The sequence below is a fragment of the Zoogloea ramigera genome (assembly GCF_006539865.1).
GTDB lineage: Bacteria > Pseudomonadota > Gammaproteobacteria > Burkholderiales > Rhodocyclaceae > Zoogloea > Zoogloea ramigera.
Genome location: NZ_BJNV01000011.1, coordinates 74,729 through 92,311 on the forward strand (window position 1 = coordinate 74,729; position 17,583 = coordinate 92,311).

General features: G+C 65.4%; 17 protein-coding genes. 12 read left to right on the top strand and 5 right to left on the bottom strand.

Annotation, left to right across the window (positions count from 1 at the left end; translation table 11 throughout):
- Nucleotides 1-81 precede the first annotated feature (81 nt).
- Entirely contained in the window at nucleotides 82-1,326 is a 1,245-nt protein-coding gene (gene icd / locus ZRA01_RS05045; RefSeq protein ID WP_141349909.1) for an NADP-dependent isocitrate dehydrogenase, read from the bottom strand.
- Nucleotides 1,327-1,666: 340 nt separating this feature from the next.
- On the opposite strand from icd, the gene aceK reads away from it, so the two are divergent.
- Nucleotides 1,667-3,457, top strand: a complete 1,791-nt coding sequence (gene aceK, locus ZRA01_RS05050; protein ID WP_141349911.1) for a bifunctional isocitrate dehydrogenase kinase/phosphatase — start codon at nucleotides 1,667-1,669, stop codon at nucleotides 3,455-3,457.
- Nucleotides 3,458-3,584: 127 nt separating this feature from the next.
- Complete coding sequence (locus ZRA01_RS05055; RefSeq protein ID WP_218028655.1) at nucleotides 3,585-6,236, top strand: 3-hydroxybutyrate oligomer hydrolase family protein; 2,652 nt, start codon at nucleotides 3,585-3,587, stop codon at nucleotides 6,234-6,236.
- Nucleotides 6,237-6,309: 73 nt separating this feature from the next.
- Here ZRA01_RS05055 and ZRA01_RS05060 read toward each other — a convergent pair whose 3' ends face one another.
- From ZRA01_RS05060 to coaBC, 3 genes are read right to left on the bottom strand one after another with little or no spacing between them, the layout of a single operon-like run.
- Entirely contained in the window at nucleotides 6,310-6,738 is a 429-nt protein-coding gene (locus ZRA01_RS05060) for an NUDIX hydrolase (protein ID WP_141349913.1), read from the bottom strand.
- The gene (dut, locus tag ZRA01_RS05065) at nucleotides 6,738-7,187 is read right to left on the bottom strand and encodes a dUTP diphosphatase (RefSeq protein ID WP_141349915.1); all 450 of its coding nucleotides are present in this window, start codon (nucleotides 7,185-7,187) and stop codon (nucleotides 6,738-6,740) included. Before dut ends, ZRA01_RS05060 begins: the two co-directional genes overlap by 1 nt.
- A 26-nt stretch (nucleotides 7,188-7,213) precedes the next feature.
- Nucleotides 7,214-8,404, bottom strand: a complete 1,191-nt coding sequence (coaBC, locus tag ZRA01_RS05070) for a bifunctional phosphopantothenoylcysteine decarboxylase/phosphopantothenate--cysteine ligase CoaBC (RefSeq protein ID WP_141349917.1) — start codon at nucleotides 8,402-8,404, stop codon at nucleotides 7,214-7,216.
- Between the two features lie 49 nt (nucleotides 8,405-8,453).
- Here coaBC and radC point away from each other — a divergent pair, with 49 nt between their 5' ends.
- The 3 genes from radC to rpmG all read left to right on the top strand — a co-directional run bounded on the left by radC (nucleotide 8,454) and on the right by rpmG (nucleotide 9,681).
- Nucleotides 8,454-9,131: a RadC family protein gene (radC, locus tag ZRA01_RS05075; RefSeq protein ID WP_141349919.1), complete on the top strand. Its 678-nt coding sequence runs from the start codon at nucleotides 8,454-8,456 to the stop codon at nucleotides 9,129-9,131.
- Between the two features lie 119 nt (nucleotides 9,132-9,250).
- The gene (rpmB, locus tag ZRA01_RS05080; RefSeq protein ID WP_141349921.1) at nucleotides 9,251-9,487 is read left to right on the top strand and encodes a 50S ribosomal protein L28; all 237 of its coding nucleotides are present in this window, start codon (nucleotides 9,251-9,253) and stop codon (nucleotides 9,485-9,487) included.
- A 26-nt stretch (nucleotides 9,488-9,513) separates the two neighbouring features.
- Nucleotides 9,514-9,681: a 50S ribosomal protein L33 gene (rpmG, locus tag ZRA01_RS05085; protein ID WP_141349923.1), complete on the top strand. Its 168-nt coding sequence runs from the start codon at nucleotides 9,514-9,516 to the stop codon at nucleotides 9,679-9,681.
- A 205-nt stretch (nucleotides 9,682-9,886) separates the two neighbouring features.
- Here rpmG and ZRA01_RS05090 read toward each other — a convergent pair whose 3' ends face one another.
- Entirely contained in the window at nucleotides 9,887-10,090 is a 204-nt protein-coding gene (locus ZRA01_RS05090) for a cold-shock protein (protein ID WP_141349925.1), read from the bottom strand.
- 390 nt (nucleotides 10,091-10,480) lie between these two features.
- Here ZRA01_RS05090 and clpS point away from each other — a divergent pair, with 390 nt between their 5' ends.
- From clpS to ZRA01_RS05125, 7 genes are all read left to right on the top strand, one after another.
- Entirely contained in the window at nucleotides 10,481-10,789 is a 309-nt protein-coding gene (gene clpS / locus ZRA01_RS05095; RefSeq protein ID WP_141349927.1) for an ATP-dependent Clp protease adapter ClpS, read from the top strand.
- 1 nt (nucleotide 10,790) lies between these two features.
- The gene (gene clpA / locus ZRA01_RS05100) at nucleotides 10,791-13,067 is read left to right on the top strand and encodes an ATP-dependent Clp protease ATP-binding subunit ClpA (RefSeq protein WP_141349929.1); all 2,277 of its coding nucleotides are present in this window, start codon (nucleotides 10,791-10,793) and stop codon (nucleotides 13,065-13,067) included.
- Between the two features lie 78 nt (nucleotides 13,068-13,145).
- Nucleotides 13,146-13,625 (top strand): ribonuclease E activity regulator RraA, encoded by a 480-nt coding sequence (gene rraA, locus ZRA01_RS05105; protein WP_141349931.1) that lies wholly within the window; start codon nucleotides 13,146-13,148, stop codon nucleotides 13,623-13,625.
- A 310-nt stretch (nucleotides 13,626-13,935) separates the two neighbouring features.
- On the top strand, nucleotides 13,936-15,249 hold the full coding sequence (gene aceA / locus ZRA01_RS05110) for an isocitrate lyase (RefSeq protein WP_141349933.1): 1,314 nt from the start codon (nucleotides 13,936-13,938) through the stop codon (nucleotides 15,247-15,249).
- Between the two features lie 144 nt (nucleotides 15,250-15,393).
- Nucleotides 15,394-16,257 (top strand): DMT family transporter, encoded by an 864-nt coding sequence (locus ZRA01_RS05115; RefSeq protein ID WP_141349935.1) that lies wholly within the window; start codon nucleotides 15,394-15,396, stop codon nucleotides 16,255-16,257.
- Nucleotides 16,258-16,319: 62 nt separating this feature from the next.
- Entirely contained in the window at nucleotides 16,320-16,673 is a 354-nt protein-coding gene (locus ZRA01_RS05120; protein WP_141349937.1) for a SpoIIAA family protein, read from the top strand.
- 13 nt (nucleotides 16,674-16,686) lie between these two features.
- Nucleotides 16,687-17,538 carry a sulfurtransferase gene (locus tag ZRA01_RS05125; protein ID WP_141349939.1) on the top strand — a complete coding sequence of 284 codons (852 nt, stop codon included), beginning with the start codon at nucleotides 16,687-16,689 and terminating at the stop codon, nucleotides 17,536-17,538.
- Nucleotides 17,539-17,583 lie beyond the last annotated feature (45 nt).

Genomic DNA, 17,583 nt, shown 5'->3' on the forward strand with positions numbered 1-17,583 from the left:
GCCCGGCTGGAGCACGGCGCATGGGGCAGCGGCCCCTCGCATCCCTGTCGGGCGCGAAGGGCCGCCGCGGCCACGAGATGCCTACATTCTGGCGATCATCGCGTCACCGAAGGCCGAGCATGAGAGCTCGGTGGCGCCATCCATCAGGCGGGCGAAGTCGTAGGTGACCTGCTTGTCGCCGATGGCGGCCTCCATGGATTTGATGACCAGCTCGGCGGCCTCGCGCCAGCCGATGTGGCGCAGCATCATCTCGGCCGAGAGGATCAGCGAGCCGGGGTTAACCTTGTCCAGGCCGGCGTACTTGGGCGCGGTGCCGTGGGTGGCCTCGAAGCAGGCGTACTTGTCGGAGATGTTGGCCCCCGGCGCGATACCGATGCCGCCCACCTGGGCCGCCAGGGCGTCGGAGATGTAGTCGCCATTGAGGTTGCAGCAGGCGATCACGTCGTATTCGGCCGGGCGCAGCAGGATCTGCTGCAGGAAGGCGTCGGCGATGGCGTCCTTGATGACGATCTCGCGCCCGGTGTTCGGGTTCTTGAACGAACACCACGGCCCGCCGTCGATGGGCTGGGCGCCGAATTCGGTCTGGGCCAGCTTGTAGCCCACATCGCGGAACAGGCCCTCGGTGAACTTCATGATGTTGCCCTTGTGCACCAGGGTCACGCTCTTGCGGTCGTTGTCGATGGCGTGCCTGATCGCCGCCCGCACCAGGCGCGAGGTGCCCTCCACCGACACCGGCTTGATGCCGATGCCGCAGTGCTCGGGGAAGCGGATCTTCCTGACCCCCATCTCGTCCTGCAAAAACTTGATGACCTTCACCGCGCCGTCCGAGTCGGCCTGCCATTCGATGCCGGCGTAGATGTCCTCGGTGTTCTCGCGGAAGATCGCCATGTCGGTCTTGGTCGGGTCTTTCAGGGGCGACGGCACGCCCTTGAAATAACGCACCGGGCGCAGGCACTGGTAGAGGTCGAGCTCCTGGCGCAGGGCCACGTTGAGCGAGCGGATGCCGCCGCCCACCGGGGTGGTCATCGGGCCCTTGATCGACACCGAATACTCCTTGAGCGCGTCGAAGGTCTCCTTGGGCAGCCACTCGTCGGGGCCATACAGCTGGGTGGATTTTTCGCCCGCGTACACCTCCATCCAGTGGATCTTCTTCTTGCCGCCGTAGGCCTTTTCAACGGCCGCGTCGATGACCTTGATCATCACCGGGGTGATGTCGACGCCAATGCCGTCGCCTTCGATGAAGGGAATGATGGGGTTGTCGGGAACCGCCTGACCGGGAATGATTTTCTGGCCGCCTGCAGGTACCTTGATGAATGAAGAACTCATTTCAACTCCCTCGAATGGATCACGCGTGTGTGGATGTAGCGGCCGGCTGAAGGCAGGCACCGTGCAGCTGCCAAGGGGCAAAACTGCACGACGGCCCTGCTGCGCCCTGCTCGTGTCCGACACCGCCCAGCGAAGGGCGGCAACCGGTTTTTTGATTATGGACGAAACCGCAAAGCGCTAAAAGCGCAATGGCAACAGGGATTTACGACGCTGCAGCGCAGCATGAGGCAATCCGTTCCAGGTACGCGGGCCGGTGCTAGTATCTGCAGCCACAAGCGGGCGGGAGCAGCCCGGCGATCACACGCGGCACATCCGGCAAGCCGCTAGTGGAGGAGCACCCATGGACGTCCAGCGCAACGAAAACCCGGTCGCCCTGGCCATCGCCCAGGCGATGATCGAAGGCTTCAACAAGCACTACCGGATCTTCCGCGAGACCTCCCGGCGGGCCAAGGAGAGCTTCGAGGCCGCCGACTGGCAGGGCCAGCTGGCCGCGGTGCGCGACCGGGTGCAGTTCTACGACGACCGGGTGAACGAGGCAGTGCAGCGCCTGCACGAAGAGTTCGACGCCGCCTCCATCGACGACGCCACCTGGCAGGCCGCCAAGCTCCAGTACATCGGGCTCTTGATCAACCACAAGCAGCCCGAGCTCGCCGAGACCTTCTTCAACTCGGTCACCACCAAGATCCTGCACCGCGACTACTTCAACAACACCTACCTGTTCGCCCGGCCGGCGATCTCCACCGACTACATCGAATCCTTCCCGCCCACCTACTCCAGCTACTACCCGGCCGACGAGGGCCTGCGGGCAACGATCCGCCGCCTCATCGAAGACTTCGACTGGCAGCGCGCCTTCGAAGACCTCGACCGGGACATGGACTACCTGATGCGCACCGTGCAGGCCCACCTCGGCGGCGCGTGGCCGAAGATGGAGGTCAACTGCCAGATCCAGGTGCTGTACTCGGCCTTCTACCGCAACAAGACCGCCTACATCATCGGCAAGGCGATCAACGGCTACGAGGAAACGCCCTTCGTGATCGCCGTACGCCATGGTGCGTCGGGCATGCTCTACCTCGACACGGTGCTGCTCGACCGCTGGCGGATCTCGCTGCTGTTCTCGCTGTCCCGCGCGTACTTTCTGGTGGACATGGAGGTGCCCTCCGGCTACGTGCAGTTCTTGCGCAGCATCATGCCCAACAAGCCGCGCTCCGAGCTTTACACCATGCTCGGCCTGGGCAAGCAGGGCAAGACGAACTTCTTCCGCGACCTCATCGCCCACCTGCGCCATTCCAACGACCAGTTCATCGAGGCACCGGGCATCCGCGGGCTGGTGATGCTGGTGTTCACGCTGCCGTCCTACCCCTACGTGTTCAAGATCATCAAGGACAAGTTCGGCAGCTCGAAGAACATGGACCGCGCCACCGTCAAGCGCAAATACCAGCTGGTGCGCCAGGTCGACCGGGTCGGGCGGATGGCCGACACCCTCGAATTCTCCAACGTCGCGCTGCCCCGCAGCCGCTTCCACCCCGACCTGATCGCCCAGCTCCGCGAGCTCGCCCCGTCGGTGATCGAGGAAGTCGGCGACTCGCTGGTCGTCAAGCACGTGTACATCGAGCGCCGCATGACGCCCCTCAACATCTACCTCGCCAAAGCCACCGACGCGCAGATCGAAGAGGCCGTGCGCGAATACGGCCAGGCCATCAGCGAGCTGGCCATCGCCAACATCTTCCCGGGCGACATGCTGTGGAAGAACTTCGGGGTCACCCGCTACGGCCGGGTGGTTTTCTACGACTACGACGAGATCGAGTACATGACCGACTGCAACTTCCGCAAGATCCCGCCGGCTCCCAACGAGGAGGCCGAGATGTCCAGCGAGCCCTGGTACAGCGCCGGCCCGATGGATGTCTTCCCCGAAGAGTTCGCCACCTTCCTGCTCGGCCAGCCCAAGATCCGCAAGGCCTTCCTGCAGCACCACCGCCAGCTGCTCGACCCCAGGTTCTGGCAGGACGCCCAGGCCAAGATCCGCAGCGGCTATGTGGAAGACTTCTACCCCTACCCCGCCGAACTGCGCTTCTGCAACGCCTTCGCAGGCGACACCCCGGCGGCGGGCCAGCCCCCCACCGCCCACACCTGAGCCCCGCGTCGGGAGCGCCGCCCGATTCACGTAAACCCCAGTGTCATCCCTTGCCGGCAGGCCGCAACATGCCAACAGGAAGTGGCCACTCCGGGCCGCCTCCAACACCACGACAAGGAGGAGACACATGGATAAGCATTTTCGTCTTCGGGCCCTGACCCTGGCCGTCAGCGGCGCACTGATCCTGGCTGCCTGCGGGGGCGGCGAGGGCAGCGCCAGCGCGCTCAGCGGCACCGCCGCCGAAGGCCTGGCCATCGCCAACGCCACCCTCACCGCGCGGGATGCCGTCGGCAACACCCGCAGCACCACCACCGATGCCAGCGGCAACTACAGCCTCGACACCGCCGGCCTCCGCTTTCCGCTGATGCTGCAGATCACCGGCAGCAAGGGCGTCTGGCATGCGCTGGTCAGCACCGATGACACGGGCCGCACCGCAAACGTCAACAACGCCACCGACAGCGTGGCCCTCCTCGCCCTCGGGCTCGGCTCCAGCGCGGCCCTGCAGAACGCATTCACCAACGGCAGCTTCCGCGAGGTCAGCGCCGCCCGCATCGCCGAGGCCGACGCCAGGCTCCTCGACGCCCTCGAACAAGAACTCGGCACCCGCCCGGCCAGCCTGCGCAGCGCCCGCTTCACCCCCGCCACCGACGACAGCCCCGGCGACGAGACCGACCGCCTCCTTACCCTCGTGGGCACCCGGCCGCAGGGCGCCGGCTTCGCCACCTACAACCTGATGCCCGAGAACGTGTGGGCCGACAGCTACACCGCGCAAACCTACGACGGCAGCAGCGACGACCTGCTCACCGCCGGCCTCGGCAAGACTGGCCTCGCCAGCGCCACCGCGCCGGCCTACGCCAACGCCGCCGCCCCCACCGCCGCCGAACTGCGCCGCAATGCCATCTACAACAACTACCGGGCGCTGGTAGACGCCAACAAGGGCACCGGCGGCTATGGCAGCCTGTATGGCCCCAACATCGACACCCGCGGCGCCGACACTCTGGGCGAAGGCAAGATCGCCGGCCTCGAAGCCATCGCCTACTCTGGCGACCGCAGCGGCAAGCGCAAGGCCGTGCTGATGGTCCAGGTGCCTGCCAGCTTTAACCCTGCCCAGCCCTGCATCGTCACCGCCACCTCGTCCGGCTCCCGCGGCATCTACGGCGCCATCGGCACCGCTGGCGAATGGGGCCTCAAGCACGGCTGCGCGGTGGCCTACACCGACAAGGGCAGCGGCAACGGCATGCACGACCTGGCCCGCGACACCGTCAACCTGCTCGACGGCACCGTCGCCGGCGCCTCCCAGGCCGGCAAGCACGCCCACTTCAGCGCCGGGCTGTCGGCCACCGAGCGCGACGCCTTCAACCAGAGCTTCCCCAGCCGCATCGCCTACAAGCATGCCCACTCCCGCCAGAACCCCGAGAGGGACTGGGGCCGCAACACCCTGGACGCCGTCGCCTTCGCCTTCTACGTGCTCAACGAGAAGTACGCCACCGCCGACGCCAGCGGCAAAAAACCCCGCCTGATCCGCCCCGCCAATACCCTGGTGATCGCCTCGTCGGCCTCCAACGGCGCCGGCGCCGCGCTCATGGCCGCCGAACAGGACAAGCTCGGCCTCATCGACGGCGTGGCGGTGAGCGAACCGCAGATCCAGCCGAAGAGCCTGGGCAGCCTGGCCATCAAGCAGGGCAGCACCACCGTGAGCACCGCCGGCAAGCCGCTCCTCGACTACTTCACCTACGCCAACCTCTACCAGCCCTGCGCGGCCCTCGCCGCCACCGGCTCGCCGGGCGCCGCCTTCATCGCCGGCTATGCCACCAACCGCTGCACCGCCCTCAAGGCCAAGGGCCTGCTGAGCGGTGCCGACACCGCCGCCCAGGCCACCGAGGCGCTGCAAAAACTCCACGCCTACGGCTGGAGCGCCGAGCACGACGTCTTCCACGCCTCCCATCACGCCCTCGCCACGCCGTCCATCGTCGTCACCTACCTCAACACCTACGGGCGTTTCAGCGTCACCGACAACGTCTGCGGCTTCAGCTTCGCCACCACCGCACCGGCCGGCACGGTAACGGCGACCAGCGCGGCGGTTCAGGCCGGCATCTTTGCCGTGGGCAACGGCGTGCCGCCCACCGGCGGGATCAACCTGGTCTACAACGACGCCAGCGGTGGTGCCAAACGGGACGTGCTGGCGGTGTCACCCTCCACCGGCCTCGCCGACGCCGCCCTCGACGGCGCCCTGTGCGCCCGGGCGCTGGTCACCGGCAGCGACCCGGTCAGCGGCGCCGCGCTCACCGGCACCCTGCTCGCCCAGTCGGAGCGCGTCCGCCAGGGCATCCGTGAAGTCCAGGCGGACGGCCGGCTCGGCGGCAAGCCGACGATCATCGTGTCGGGCCGCTCCGACACCCTGATCCCGGTCAACCACGCCTCCCGCGCCTACTACGCGATGAGCCGCCAGGCCGACGGCGCCGCCAGCCGGCTGCATTATTACGAGGTCACCAACGCCCAACATTTCGACGCCTTCATCGACAATGCCGCGCTGCCGGGCTACGACACCCGCCTCGTGCCGCTGCACGTGTATTTCAACCAGGGGATGGATCTGATGTACGCCCACCTCAAGAACGGTGCCGCGCTGCCCGCCTCGCAAGTGGTGCGCACCACGCCGCGGGGCGGCACGGCGGGGTCGGCGCCGGACATCAGCGCCACCAACCTGCCACCGATCGCGGCCACGCCGGCCGGCGCCGACAGCATCGCCTTCAGCAACGGAGTGCTCGCCGTACCGGAGTAAGCCGCCTGCCGACGGGCCCGGCGCAAGCAGCGCAAAACCCGGCTCCCCGCGAGCCGGGTTTCGTTTCAGCCGCTCAACCCCAGCCGGACTCGGATATCCACGGCCCGGCACCGGCCGTGAGGGCATCGCGCACATAGGGCACGATGGCCGCCGGCAGGGCGTTTCGGGCAAACCAGCGCAGGTCGTCGCACTTGTTCGGCTCGGCGATCTGCGGCTCACCGAGCCACGCCTGCGCCCGCAGGAAGAAATCGATGCGATTGGTGTCGGAGCGCCGATGCACCACCCCGAGCACCTCCAGGCTGGCCTCGGCCAGCTCGATGCCGAGCTCTTCGCGCATCTCGCGCACAGCCGTGGCGCGCAGGGATTCGCCCTCCTCCACGTGCCCGCCGGGCAGGCTGTAGAGGCCATCGAAAAAGCCGGTGCCGGCCCGCCGCATCAGCAGCACCTCGCCGCCCCTCTCGAGCAGCACATGCACGCCGGTGGGAATGCCCGCGTGACGCATCAATGCTTGCCCGTGCTGCCGAAACCGGCCGCACCGCGCTCGCTCTCGTCGAAGGAGTCGACCACGTTGAAGGCCACCTGCAGCACCGGCACCACCACCAGCTGGGCGATGCGCTCGAGGGGCTGGATCGTGAAGTGCTCGTGGCCACGGTTCCAGGTGGAGACGAAGATCTGCCCCTGGTAGTCGGAATCGATCAGCCCGACCAGGTTGCCGAGCACGATGCCGTGCTTGTGGCCCAGCCCCGAGCGCGGCAGGATCATCGCAGCCAGCCCCGGGTCGGCCAGGTGGATCGCGATGCCGGTGGGCACCAGCACGGTGTGGCCTGGCGCCAGCACCAGTGGCGCGTCCACGCAGGCCCGCAGGTCGAGCCCGGCCGAGCCGCTGGTGGCGTAGGCCGGCGGCTGGTCTTTGAGGCGTTCGTCGAGAATCCGGATGTCGATACGGTGCATGGCTTGAACCTCAGTGGAAATCGGAGTCAGTTCCTGGGCAGCAGGGCCGCCAGGTGGGCGACGATGGAGCGGGCCACCTCGGGCTTGGGCGCCTTGGGCAGCGGGTGGCGGCCGGCTTCGTCGAACAGCACGACTTGGTTGTCGTCACCGCCGAGGCCGTCCTGCACCAGGTTGCCGACCACCATCGGCAGCTTCTTGGCCTTGCGCTTGCCCTCGGCGTATTCGTCCAGATTGCGGCTCTCGGCCGCAAAACCCACGCAGAAAGGCGGGTTCGGGAGCGCCGCGACCTCGGCCAGGATGTCGGGGTTCGGCGTCAGGGTGATCGCCAGCTCGGCGCCGGATTTCTTGATCTTGTGCTCCGCCGCGGCCGCCGGGCGGTAGTCGGCCACCGCCGCCACGCCGATGAACACGTCGCTGCCGGGCACAGCCGCCAGCACCGCCTCGCGCATCTCGAGGGCGCTCCGCACGCTCACCCGATGCGCGCCCATCGGCACCGGCAAGGCCACCGGCCCGCTCACCAGCACCACCTCGGCGCCGGCCTGCACGCAGGCCCGGGCGAGGCCGTAGGCCATCTTGCCGGAGCTGGAGTTGGTGATGCCACGCACCGGGTCGATGGGCTCGAAGGTCGGCCCCGCCGTCATCACCACGCGCCGCCCGGCCAGCAGCTTGGGCTGGAAGAAGCCGATCACCGCCTCGCAGAGCTCCTCGGGTTCGAGCATCCGCCCCAGGCCGACCTCGCCGCAGGCCTGCTCGCCGGCGGCCGGCCCGAACAGCGTCACGCCGTCGGCCGCCAGCTGCGCCGCGTTGCGCCGGGTGGCGGGGTGCTCCCACATCTGCCGGTTCATCGCCGGCGCCACCAGCAGCGGGCAGTCGCGGGCCAGGCACAGGGTGGTCAGCAGGTCGTCGGCCAGGCCATGGACCAGCTTCGCCATCACGTCGGCGGTGGCCGGGGCGATGAGGATCGCATCGGCGTCGCGGGTGAGGTCGATGTGCGCCATGTTGTTGCCCATGCGCGGGTCCCACAGATCGGTCCACACCGGGTTGCCCGACAAGGCCTGGAAAGTCACCGCCGTGACGAAGCGCGCGCCGCCCTCGGTGAGCACCACATGCACGTCAGCCCCCGCCTTGCCCAGCAAACGCACCAGCTCGGCCGCCTTGTACGCCGCCACGCCGCCGGTCACCCCCAGCACCAGTTTCCTGCCCTTCAGCTCGCTCATGCTAATGGTATTATCCGAAACTCACATAGAAGCTGGAATTGTACACACCATGGCAATCACCGACTGGCCCGCCGACGAACGTCCGCGGGAGCGCCTGCTGGCCCGGGGCGCCGCCGCCCTCTCCGACGCCGAACTGCTGGCACTCTTCCTGCGGGTCGGCATCCGCGGCAAGAGCGCGGTCGACCTCGCCCGCGACCTGCTCACCCACTTCGGCAACCTATCCACCCTGTGCAACGCCTCGGCATCGGCCTTCGCGGCCATTCCAGGCATGGGCCTCGCAAAATACGCCCAGCTCCAGGCCGTGCTCGAACTCGCCCGCCGCGCCCTGGGCGAAGAGATGGCCCACCGCGACGTGCTCGACTCCCCCGCCACGGTGCGCAACTGGCTCCGCCTGAAGCTCGCCCAGCTTCCCCACGAGGTCTTCATGATCCTGCTCCTCGACGCCCAGAACCGGGTCATGGGCTGCGAGGAACTCTTCCGCGGAACCCTCGCGCAAACATCGGTCTACCCACGCGAAGTCGTCAAGCTGGTGCTGGAGCGCAACGCCGCAGCGGTGATCCTGGCCCACAACCACCCTTCGGGCGTCGGCGAACCCAGCCACGCCGACCAGGCCCTGACCGACACCCTCAAAAAAGCCCTGGCGCTTGTGGACGTGCGGGTTCTGGACCATTTCATCGTCGCCGGAAACGCGCCCCCGGTGTCCTTCGCCGAGCGCGGACTGCTCTAGTCGGGCGGCCCCGCAGCGGGCAAGATTCACAAGAATTACACCAAGCGCTTGATTCCACCACACTTCTTCTTATAGAATCGACGGTCTTACCGAATCAAAACCAAAGTTTGGAGCAACAAATGGCTCGCGTTTGCCAAGTGACCGGAAAAGCACCGATGGTTGGGAACAACGTTTCCCACGCCAATAACAAGACCAAGCGCCGCTTCCTGCCGAACCTGCAAAACCGCAAGTTCTGGAGCGAGGCCGAGAACCGTTGGGTACGCCTGCGCGTCACCAACGCTGCCCTGCGCACCATTGACAAAAAAGGCATCGACGCCGTCGTCGCAGAGCTGCGTGCTCGCGGCGAAAAGGTCTGATCCTTTAAACCTGGAGATAGATCGATATGGCAAAAGGCGGCCGCGAAAAGATCAAGCTCGAGTCCACTGCTGGGACCGGGCATTTCTACACCACCAACAAAAACAAGCGCACGACCCCGCAGAAGCTGGAATTCAGCAAGTATGACCCGGTCGTTCGCAAGCACGTGCCGTACAAGGAAGTGAAGCTCAAGTAATCGTCCCCGGCACGCGGCGATCGCTTGTTGAACGCTTGCTACATTAAAAAAACCCGCATCAAGCGGGTTTTTTTATGTCCGGCGCCAGCCCACCGTAGACAGCCTCCGCGACGGCCCCTCACAAAACAAAACCGCCGACGCACTTTCGCACGTCGGCGGCTGGATCACGACGCCAAAGCCCAGGGGCCCCGGTCAGTCGGAAGGATCAGGCACGCTGGATGTTCGACGCCTGCTTGCCCTTCGGGCCCTGAGTGACGTCGAACTGAACCTTCTCCCCCTCCTTCAGCGACTTGAACCCGCCCATCGAGATCGCGGAGAAGTGCGCGAACAGATCTTCGCTACCATCGTCCGGCGTGATGAAGCCGAAGCCCTTGGCGTCGTTGAACCACTTAACAGTACCAGTTGCCATATTGCTCATTCCTTCGTGATTTCAGTAATACGATCCGGAAACCGGGTCTGTGGTCGTTTCTATACATGAGAGGTGTCTTTTGCGGCACTTTGGCAAGCGCCAGTTAAAAGCCACCGCAACCGTCATGGAACGATCACATCTCAACTTTTACGTGACTCGTCTTATGCAGTCAACGCATTTTTGGGCAAGCAATCTTGCTGCAATACAGCATAAAAACGGCTTTTCAGCCCTTTGCTGGAACCTCTGAACCGACAAAAAATCAAAGCCCGTCGGGACTTAGTTTTTCGTATTGCACCGCACAAAACACGCCAACCCACGGCGCACCGCCACCATGAAAAACTGTGCGACTTCTCTCTTGCACAATCATCGAGCTTGTTTAGAATGAGGCGCATGGTCATCAAAAAACAGGACGAATCGGTTCTTGAATCAGAGGTCACGCGGCTCAAACCGCCTCCCCTCTATAAGGTCATGCTGCTCAACGACGATTTCACCCCGATGGATTTCGTGGTGACCGTGATTCAGAAATTCTTTGGGCTGGACCGCGAACAAGCCACGCGGATCATGCTCAAAGTCCACAGAGAGGGCGTTGGTGTGTGCGGGGTATTCCCGAGGGACGTCGCAGCCACCAAGGTCGAGCAGGTCAGCACATACGCGCGCCAGCACCAGCACCCGCTGGCATGCGTCATGGAGGAAAACTGAAATGATCGCGCAAGAGCTTGAAGTCAGTCTGCACATGGCCTTTGTCGAAGCGCGGCAAAAGCGCCATGAATTCATCACGGTCGAGCACCTTCTTCTTGCGCTGCTGGACAACCCGTCCGCCGCGGAGGTGCTGCGCGCCTGCGCTGCCAAGATCGAAGAACTCCGCAAGGAGCTCACCAACTTCGTCAACGAGCACACGCCGCGGGTCGAAGGCACGGAAGACATCGACACCCAGCCGACCCTCGGTTTCCAGCGGGTCATCCAGCGGGCCATCCTTCACGTTCAGTCGTCCGGCAAGAAAGAAGTTACAGGCGCCAACGTGCTGGTGGCGATCTTCGGAGAAAAAGACTCCCACGCGGTGTATTTCCTGCAGCGCCAGAACATCTCGCGCCTCGACGTGGTGAACTTCATCTCCCACGGCATCACCAAGACACCCCAGGCCGGCGCCGCACCGGCGCGCCCGGCCGGCGAGTCCGAGCAGGGCGAACAGGAACAGGAAAGCGCCGGCCCGGGCGGCGCCCTCGAGAACTACACACAAAACCTCAACCAGCAGGCCCTTCTCGGCAAGATCGATCCGCTGATCGGCCGCGAAAAAGAGGTCGAGCGCGTCATTCAAACCCTTTGCCGGCGGCGCAAGAACAACCCGCTGCTGGTCGGTGAAGCCGGTGTCGGCAAGACGGCCATCGCAGAGGGCCTGGCCCACCGCATCGTCGAAGGCCGGGTGCCCGAAATCCTCGCCGACGCCCAGGTTTACGCCCTCGACATGGGCGCCCTGCTCGCCGGTACCAAATACCGCGGCGACTTCGAGCAGCGCCTGAAAGCCGTCCTCAAGCAGCTCGTCGAAAACCACAACGCAATCCTCTTCATCGACGAGATCCACACCCTGATCGGCGCCGGCGCCGCATCGGGCGGCACGCTGGATGCCTCCAACCTGCTCAAGCCGGCCCTGTCGTCCGGCCAGCTCAAGTGCATCGGCGCAACCACCTATACCGAGTTCCGCCAGATCTTCGAAAAAGACCACGCGCTGTCGCGGCGCTTCCAGAAGGTCGACGTGGTCGAGCCTTCGGTCAACGAGACCATCGAGATCCTGAAGGGCCTCAAGTCGCGCTTCGAGGAGCACCACGGCATCAAGTACTCCTCCTCGGCCCTGTCGAGTGCCGCCGAGCTTTCTGCGCGCTACATCAACGACCGTCACCTGCCTGACAAGGCCATCGACGTCATCGACGAGGCCGGCGCCGCCCAGCGCATCCTGCCCAAGTCGCGCCAGAAAAAACTCATCGGCAAGACCGAGATCGAGGAGATCGTCGCCAAGATCGCCCGCATCCCGCCGCGCAACGTCTCCAACGACGACAAGGCCGCCCTCAAAACCCTCGACCGCGACCTCAAGAACGTCGTGTTCGGCCAGGACGCCGCCATCGAAGCGCTGGCCAAGGCGATCAAGATGTCCCGCTCCGGCCTGGGCAACCCGCAGAAGCCGATCGGCGCCTTCCTGTTCAGCGGCCCCACCGGCGTCGGCAAGACCGAAGTTGCCCGCCAGCTCGCCTACACGCTGGGTATCGAGCTGGTGCGCTTCGACATGTCCGAATACATGGAACGCCACGCCGTCTCGCGCCTGATCGGCGCGCCGCCAGGCTACGTGGGCTTCGACCAGGGCGGCCTGCTCACCGAGCAGGTCAACAAGAAACCGCACTGCGTGCTGCTCCTCGACGAAATCGAAAAGGCCCACCCGGACATCTACAACATCCTGCTGCAGGTGATGGACCACGGCACGCTGACCGACAACAACGGCCGGCAGGCGGACTTCCGCAACACCATCCTGATCATGACCACCAACGCTGGCGCAGAGGCCATGCAGAAGTCGGTGATGGGCTTCTCGGCCAAGCGCGAGGCCGGCGACGAGATGGGCGAGATCAAGCGCCAGTTCTCGCCGGAGTTCCGCAACCGACTGGATGCGACCATCTCCTTCAGCGCCCTCGACCCCGAGATCATCATGCGGGTCGTCGACAAGTTCCTGATGCAGCTCGAGGCCCAGCTCCACGAGAAGAAGGTCGATGCCCTGTTCACCGAAAAGCTCAAGGAATGGCTCGGCAAGAAGGGCTTCGACCCGCTGATGGGCGCCCGCCCGATGGCCCGCCTGATCCAGGACACCATCCGCTCGGCCCTCGCCGACGAGCTGCTGTTCGGCCGTCTGTCGGGGGGCGGCAGCGTCACCATCGACGTGGACGACGATGGCAAGGTGCTGCTGCAGTTCGAAGAGGTCGCGGAAGTTACGGTATAGTCCCGGCCGTCTCACACGTCATGACCGCGGGCGGCCACGAGGCTGCCCGTTTTTTTTGCCCATCTCACGGAGTAAGCCATGGATTTCCAGACCACCGACCTCTGCGACGCCAACGAAGGCAAGGTTCGCGCCGTCGCCCCGATGTTCCGCAGCTTCGGCGGCAAGCAGCGTTTTGCCGGCCCGATCCGCACCCTCAAGGTTTTCGAGGACAACGCCCTGGTGCGCAGCACCCTCGAGGGCCCGGGCGAGGGCAGCGTGCTGGTGGTCGACGGCGGCGGCTCGATGCGCTGCGCGATGGTCGGCGACCAGCTGGCCCTGCTGGGCGTCAAGAACGGCTGGGCCGGCATCGTGGTGTATGGCTGCATCCGCGACTCAGGCCCGATCGGGGGCATGGAGCTCGGCGTCTTCGCCCTTGGCACCCACCCCATGAAGAGCATCAAGAAAGGCGCCGGTGACCGGGACATCCCCGTCACCTTCGGCGGCGTGACCTTCACCCCCGGCAACTGGCTGTACGCCGACGAAGACGGCGTGATCGTTTCCGAGGCGCCGCTGCTGTAAACCCTGCGGGTTACGACGCGCCGCAACGATTTTTTGTTTCACCAAACCCAAAGATATTTCACGATACAGAATTAAGATGCTAGACATCTGTTTTATAAAGACTATTTATTTCTTATGTCTTATATAAGACCTATTGCTGCCGTGCAAGATCTTGCCTATACTCCTTCTTACTGATCGTCGTAACGGAAGCGCCTCCCCGACGCCCCGCAAGCCGGTCAAACCGCTGAGGTGAGCGCGCAAAATCCGGCCCCCGGGCCGGCGCTTCCGCCCCCAGGTTTTCTCTTCCCCTCTATTTGTAAAGGATGACAGCATGTCTCTGACCCGCGAACAGCAAATCGCCGCCCTGGAAAAAGAATGGGCCGAAAACCCCCGCTGGAATGGCGTCAAGCGCGGCTACTCCGCTGCTGACGTCGTGCGTCTGCGTGGCAGCCTGCAGCCCGAGTACACCCTGGCTCAACGCGGCGCCAAGATCCTGTGGGACAAGGTGAACGGCGGCGCCAAGAAGGGCTACGTCAATGCCTTCGGCGCGATCAGCGCGGGTCAAGCCATGCAGCAGGCCAAGGCTGGCCTGGAAGCCGTGTATCTGTCCGGCTGGCAGGTCGCCGCCGACGGCAACACCTCCGAAACCATGTACCCGGACCAGTCGCTGTACGCCTACGACTCCGTCCCCACCATGGTTCGCCGCATCAACAACACCTTCAAGCGTGCCGACGAGATCCAGTGGTCCCGTGGCATCAACCCCGGCGACGAAGGCTTCATCGACTACTTCCTGCCGATCGTGGCCGACGCGGAAGCCGGTTTCGGTGGCGTGCTGAACGCCTTCGAACTGATGAAGAACATGATCACCGCCGGTGCCGCCGGTGTTCACTTCGAAGACCAGCTGGCCGCTGCCAAGAAGTGCGGCCACATGGGTGGCAAGGTGCTCGTCCCGACCCGTGAAGCCATCGAAAAGCTGATCTCCGCCCGCTTCGCCGCCGACGTCATGGGCGTGCCGACCCTGATCCTGGCCCGTACCGACGCCGAAGCCGCCAACCTGATCACCTCCGACTACGACGCCAACGACAAGCCCTTCCTCACCGGCGAGCGCACCCAAGAGGGCTTCTACCGCGTCAAGAACGGCCTCGAGCAGTCGATCTCCCGCGGCGTTGCCTACGCCCCGTACGCCGACCTCGTCTGGTGCGAAACCGGCGTGCCCGATATCGGCTTCGCCCGCGAATTCGCTCAAGCCGTGCAGGCCGCCTGCCCGGGCAAGCTGCTGTCCTACAACTGCTCGCCTTCCTTCAACTGGAAGAAGAACCTGTCCGACTCGCAGATCGCCTCCTTCCAGGACGAGCTGTCCGCACTGGGCTACAAGTACCAGTTCATCACCCTGGCCGGCATCCACATCAACTGGTACAACACCTTCCAGTTCGCCCACGCCTACGCCCGCGGCGAAGGCATGAAGCACTACACCGAAATGGTTCAAGAGCCGGAATTCGCTGCTCGCGAAAAGGGTTACACCTTCGTGTCCCACCAGCAGGAAGTGGGCACCGGCTACTTCGACGAAGTCACCACCGTGATCCAGGGCGGCTCCTCCAGCGTCAAGGCCCTCACCGGCTCCACCGAAGAAGAACAGTTCCACTAAGACCCGGATCGCCGGTTTCCCTCACCGGCACGCTTGGTTGATAAACCCCCGCGGGCGCAAGCCCTCGGGGGTTTTGTTTGATGCAGCGCAAGACGAGCACGGGGTGCAGGCTAGAATGCTGGTTTCGTCGCATCAGCCTCGCCCATGCAATCCCTCTGGATGATCGTCGCCAGCCTTCTTTTCGCCTGCATGGGCGTCTGCGTCAAGCTGGGCTCGGCCCACTTCTCCACCGGCGAGCTGGTCTTTTACCGGGGCTTCGTCGGCTTGCTGCTGATGGCCTTGCTGGCCCGCTGGCAGGGCATCGCCTATCGCACGCCCCACTGGCGCCGACAGCTGTCCCGCGGCCTCTCGGGCACCGGGTCGCTGATGTGTTATTTCTTCGCCCTCGGCGCGCTGCCGCTCGCCACCGCGGTCACCCTCAACTACACCTCGCCGCTGTTCGTCGCGCTGCTGCTGGCGCTGTGGTTCCGCGAGCCGGTCGGGCGCAGCCTGTTTGGCGCGGTGGCGCTGGGTTTCATCGGCGTCGTGGTGCTGCTGCAACCCACGCTGCAGCCGGAACAATGGCTGGGAGCCGTCGCCGGGCTGGGCTCGGGCATCGTCGCCAGCCTGGCCTACATCAACGTCCGCGAACTCGGCCGCCTCGGCGAACCCGAAGCACGCACCGTGCTCTGGTTCTCCCTTGTCACCAGCCTGCTCGGGCTGCCCTGGGCGCTGGCGTCCGGCGCACTTCACGGCCTGAGCTTCGAGGGCGCGGCGATCCTCCTCGGCGTAGGCATCTTCGGCGGCTGCGCCCAGCTTGCCATGACCCGCGCCTATCGCTACGGCAAGACGGTGGTGGCGGCCAACCTGTCCTACAGCACGGTGATCTTCTCCAGCCTGTTCGGCGTGACCCTGTGGGGCGAAACCCTGCCCTCGACCTCCCTGATCGCCATCGCGATCATCATCGCCAGCGGCGTGATGGTCTCCGTCGCATCGCGGAAACCCGCGCCGGCCATGGACTCCGACTGACGCCACGGCCAGCGGGGCTGCTACACTGGCGGCATCCAGTCCGCACAGAAGGGAAAGCGACGATGATCACCACCGATACCCAGGAAAGCCGCATCAACGTCACCGTGCTCGGCGAGTTCACGCTGGCCGACTTCAAGGAGTTCGAGGAGGTCGTCATGAAACTCGAAAGCACCGTCGACCTGTTCGTCGATCTGCGCGAGATGAACGGCTTCACCGTCGACATGGCCCTCGAGGAGATCCGCTTCGCCCGGGCCCACCCCAACGACTTCGCCCGCATCGCGGTGCTCACCGAAGACCAGTGGGTCAGCTGGAGCGCCTGGCTGTCGCAGATCTTCCTGAACGCCGACGTGCGCGTCTTCAACGACGCCGACGACGCCGAAGCCTGGCTGGCGGGCACCGAGTCACCCGCTGCCTGAGAAAGCCACCGCCGTGCAGAAGCCTTTCACCTGCCTCGTCAGCGTCCAGGAGCTGGCCGAATCCGCCACCTCGTCGTGGCGGATCTTCGATTGCCGCTTCCGGCTCGCCGACCCCGCGGCCGGCAAGCGCGCCTACGCCGAGGGCCACCTTCCAGGCGCCATGTTCCTCGATCTCGAGGAAGACCTGTCAGGCCCGAGATCCGGCCTCAACGGCCGCCATCCCCTGCCCGACCCACAGCACCTGGCCGCCAAGCTCGGCAGCCTCGGCGTGGGGCCCGGCACCCAGGTCGTCGCCTACGATGACATGGGTGGCATGTTTGCGGCGCGCCTGTGGTGGCTGCTGCGCTGGCTCGGCCACACCCGGGTCGCCGTGCTCGACGGCGGCCTGCAGGCGTGGGCATCGAGCGGCAAGCCCATCGACACCGCCATTCCCGAGCCCGTCGCCTGCCACTTCGAGGCACAGCTGCAGCGCGACATGAAGGTGAACGCCGATTACGTCCTGAGCCACCTCGACGACCCTGAGGTGCTGATCATCGACGCCCGCGCGCCCGACCGCTTCCGCGGCGAGAACGAAACACTCGACCCGGTAGGCGGGCACATCCCCGGCGCCATCAACCGCTTCTTCCAGGACAACCTGGACGCCAGCGGCTGCTTCAAGCAGGCCGCCCTGCTGCAGGAAGAGTTCGGCAAGCTCATCAAGGGCGGAGACGCCCACAAGGTCGTGGCCCAGTGCGGCTCCGGCGTCACCGCCTGCCACAACCTGCTGGCCATGGAAGCCGCCGGCCTCGACGGCGCCCGGCTTTACGCGGGCTCGTGGAGCGAATGGTGCGCCGACCCGGCGCGGCCCATCGCCACCGGGCCCTGAAAACACTCACGGCCCCAAGCGGGGCCGTGAGCGGGTAAAACCTGG

Bases quoted from the DNA above. Each gene is read 5' to 3' on its own strand.
- coaBC (WP_141349917.1), bottom strand. From the start codon at position 8,404: ATGAGCGAGCTGAAGGGCAGGAAACTGGTGCTGGGGGTGACCGGCGGC.
- ZRA01_RS05115 (WP_141349935.1), top strand. From the start codon at position 15,394: ATGCAATCCCTCTGGATGATCGTCGCCAGCCTTCTTTTCGCCTGCATG.
- ZRA01_RS05090 (WP_141349925.1), bottom strand. From the start codon at position 10,090: ATGGCAACTGGTACTGTTAAGTGGTTCAACGACGCCAAGGGCTTCGGC.
- dut (WP_141349915.1), bottom strand. From the start codon at position 7,187: ATGCACCGTATCGACATCCGGATTCTCGACGAACGCCTCAAAGACCAG.
- ZRA01_RS05055 (WP_218028655.1), top strand. From the start codon at position 3,585: ATGGATAAGCATTTTCGTCTTCGGGCCCTGACCCTGGCCGTCAGCGGC.
- rpmB (WP_141349921.1), top strand. From the start codon at position 9,251: ATGGCTCGCGTTTGCCAAGTGACCGGAAAAGCACCGATGGTTGGGAAC.
- radC (WP_141349919.1), top strand. From the start codon at position 8,454: ATGGCAATCACCGACTGGCCCGCCGACGAACGTCCGCGGGAGCGCCTG.
- rraA (WP_141349931.1), top strand. From the start codon at position 13,146: ATGGATTTCCAGACCACCGACCTCTGCGACGCCAACGAAGGCAAGGTT.
- aceK (WP_141349911.1), top strand. From the start codon at position 1,667: ATGGACGTCCAGCGCAACGAAAACCCGGTCGCCCTGGCCATCGCCCAG.
- aceA (WP_141349933.1), top strand. From the start codon at position 13,936: ATGTCTCTGACCCGCGAACAGCAAATCGCCGCCCTGGAAAAAGAATGG.
- rpmG (WP_141349923.1), top strand. From the start codon at position 9,514: ATGGCAAAAGGCGGCCGCGAAAAGATCAAGCTCGAGTCCACTGCTGGG.
- icd (WP_141349909.1), bottom strand. From the start codon at position 1,326: ATGAGTTCTTCATTCATCAAGGTACCTGCAGGCGGCCAGAAAATCATT.
- clpA (WP_141349929.1), top strand. From the start codon at position 10,791: ATGATCGCGCAAGAGCTTGAAGTCAGTCTGCACATGGCCTTTGTCGAA.
- clpS (WP_141349927.1), top strand. From the start codon at position 10,481: ATGGTCATCAAAAAACAGGACGAATCGGTTCTTGAATCAGAGGTCACG.
- ZRA01_RS05120 (WP_141349937.1), top strand. From the start codon at position 16,320: ATGATCACCACCGATACCCAGGAAAGCCGCATCAACGTCACCGTGCTC.
- ZRA01_RS05060 (WP_141349913.1), bottom strand. From the start codon at position 6,738: ATGCGTCACGCGGGCATTCCCACCGGCGTGCATGTGCTGCTCGAGAGG.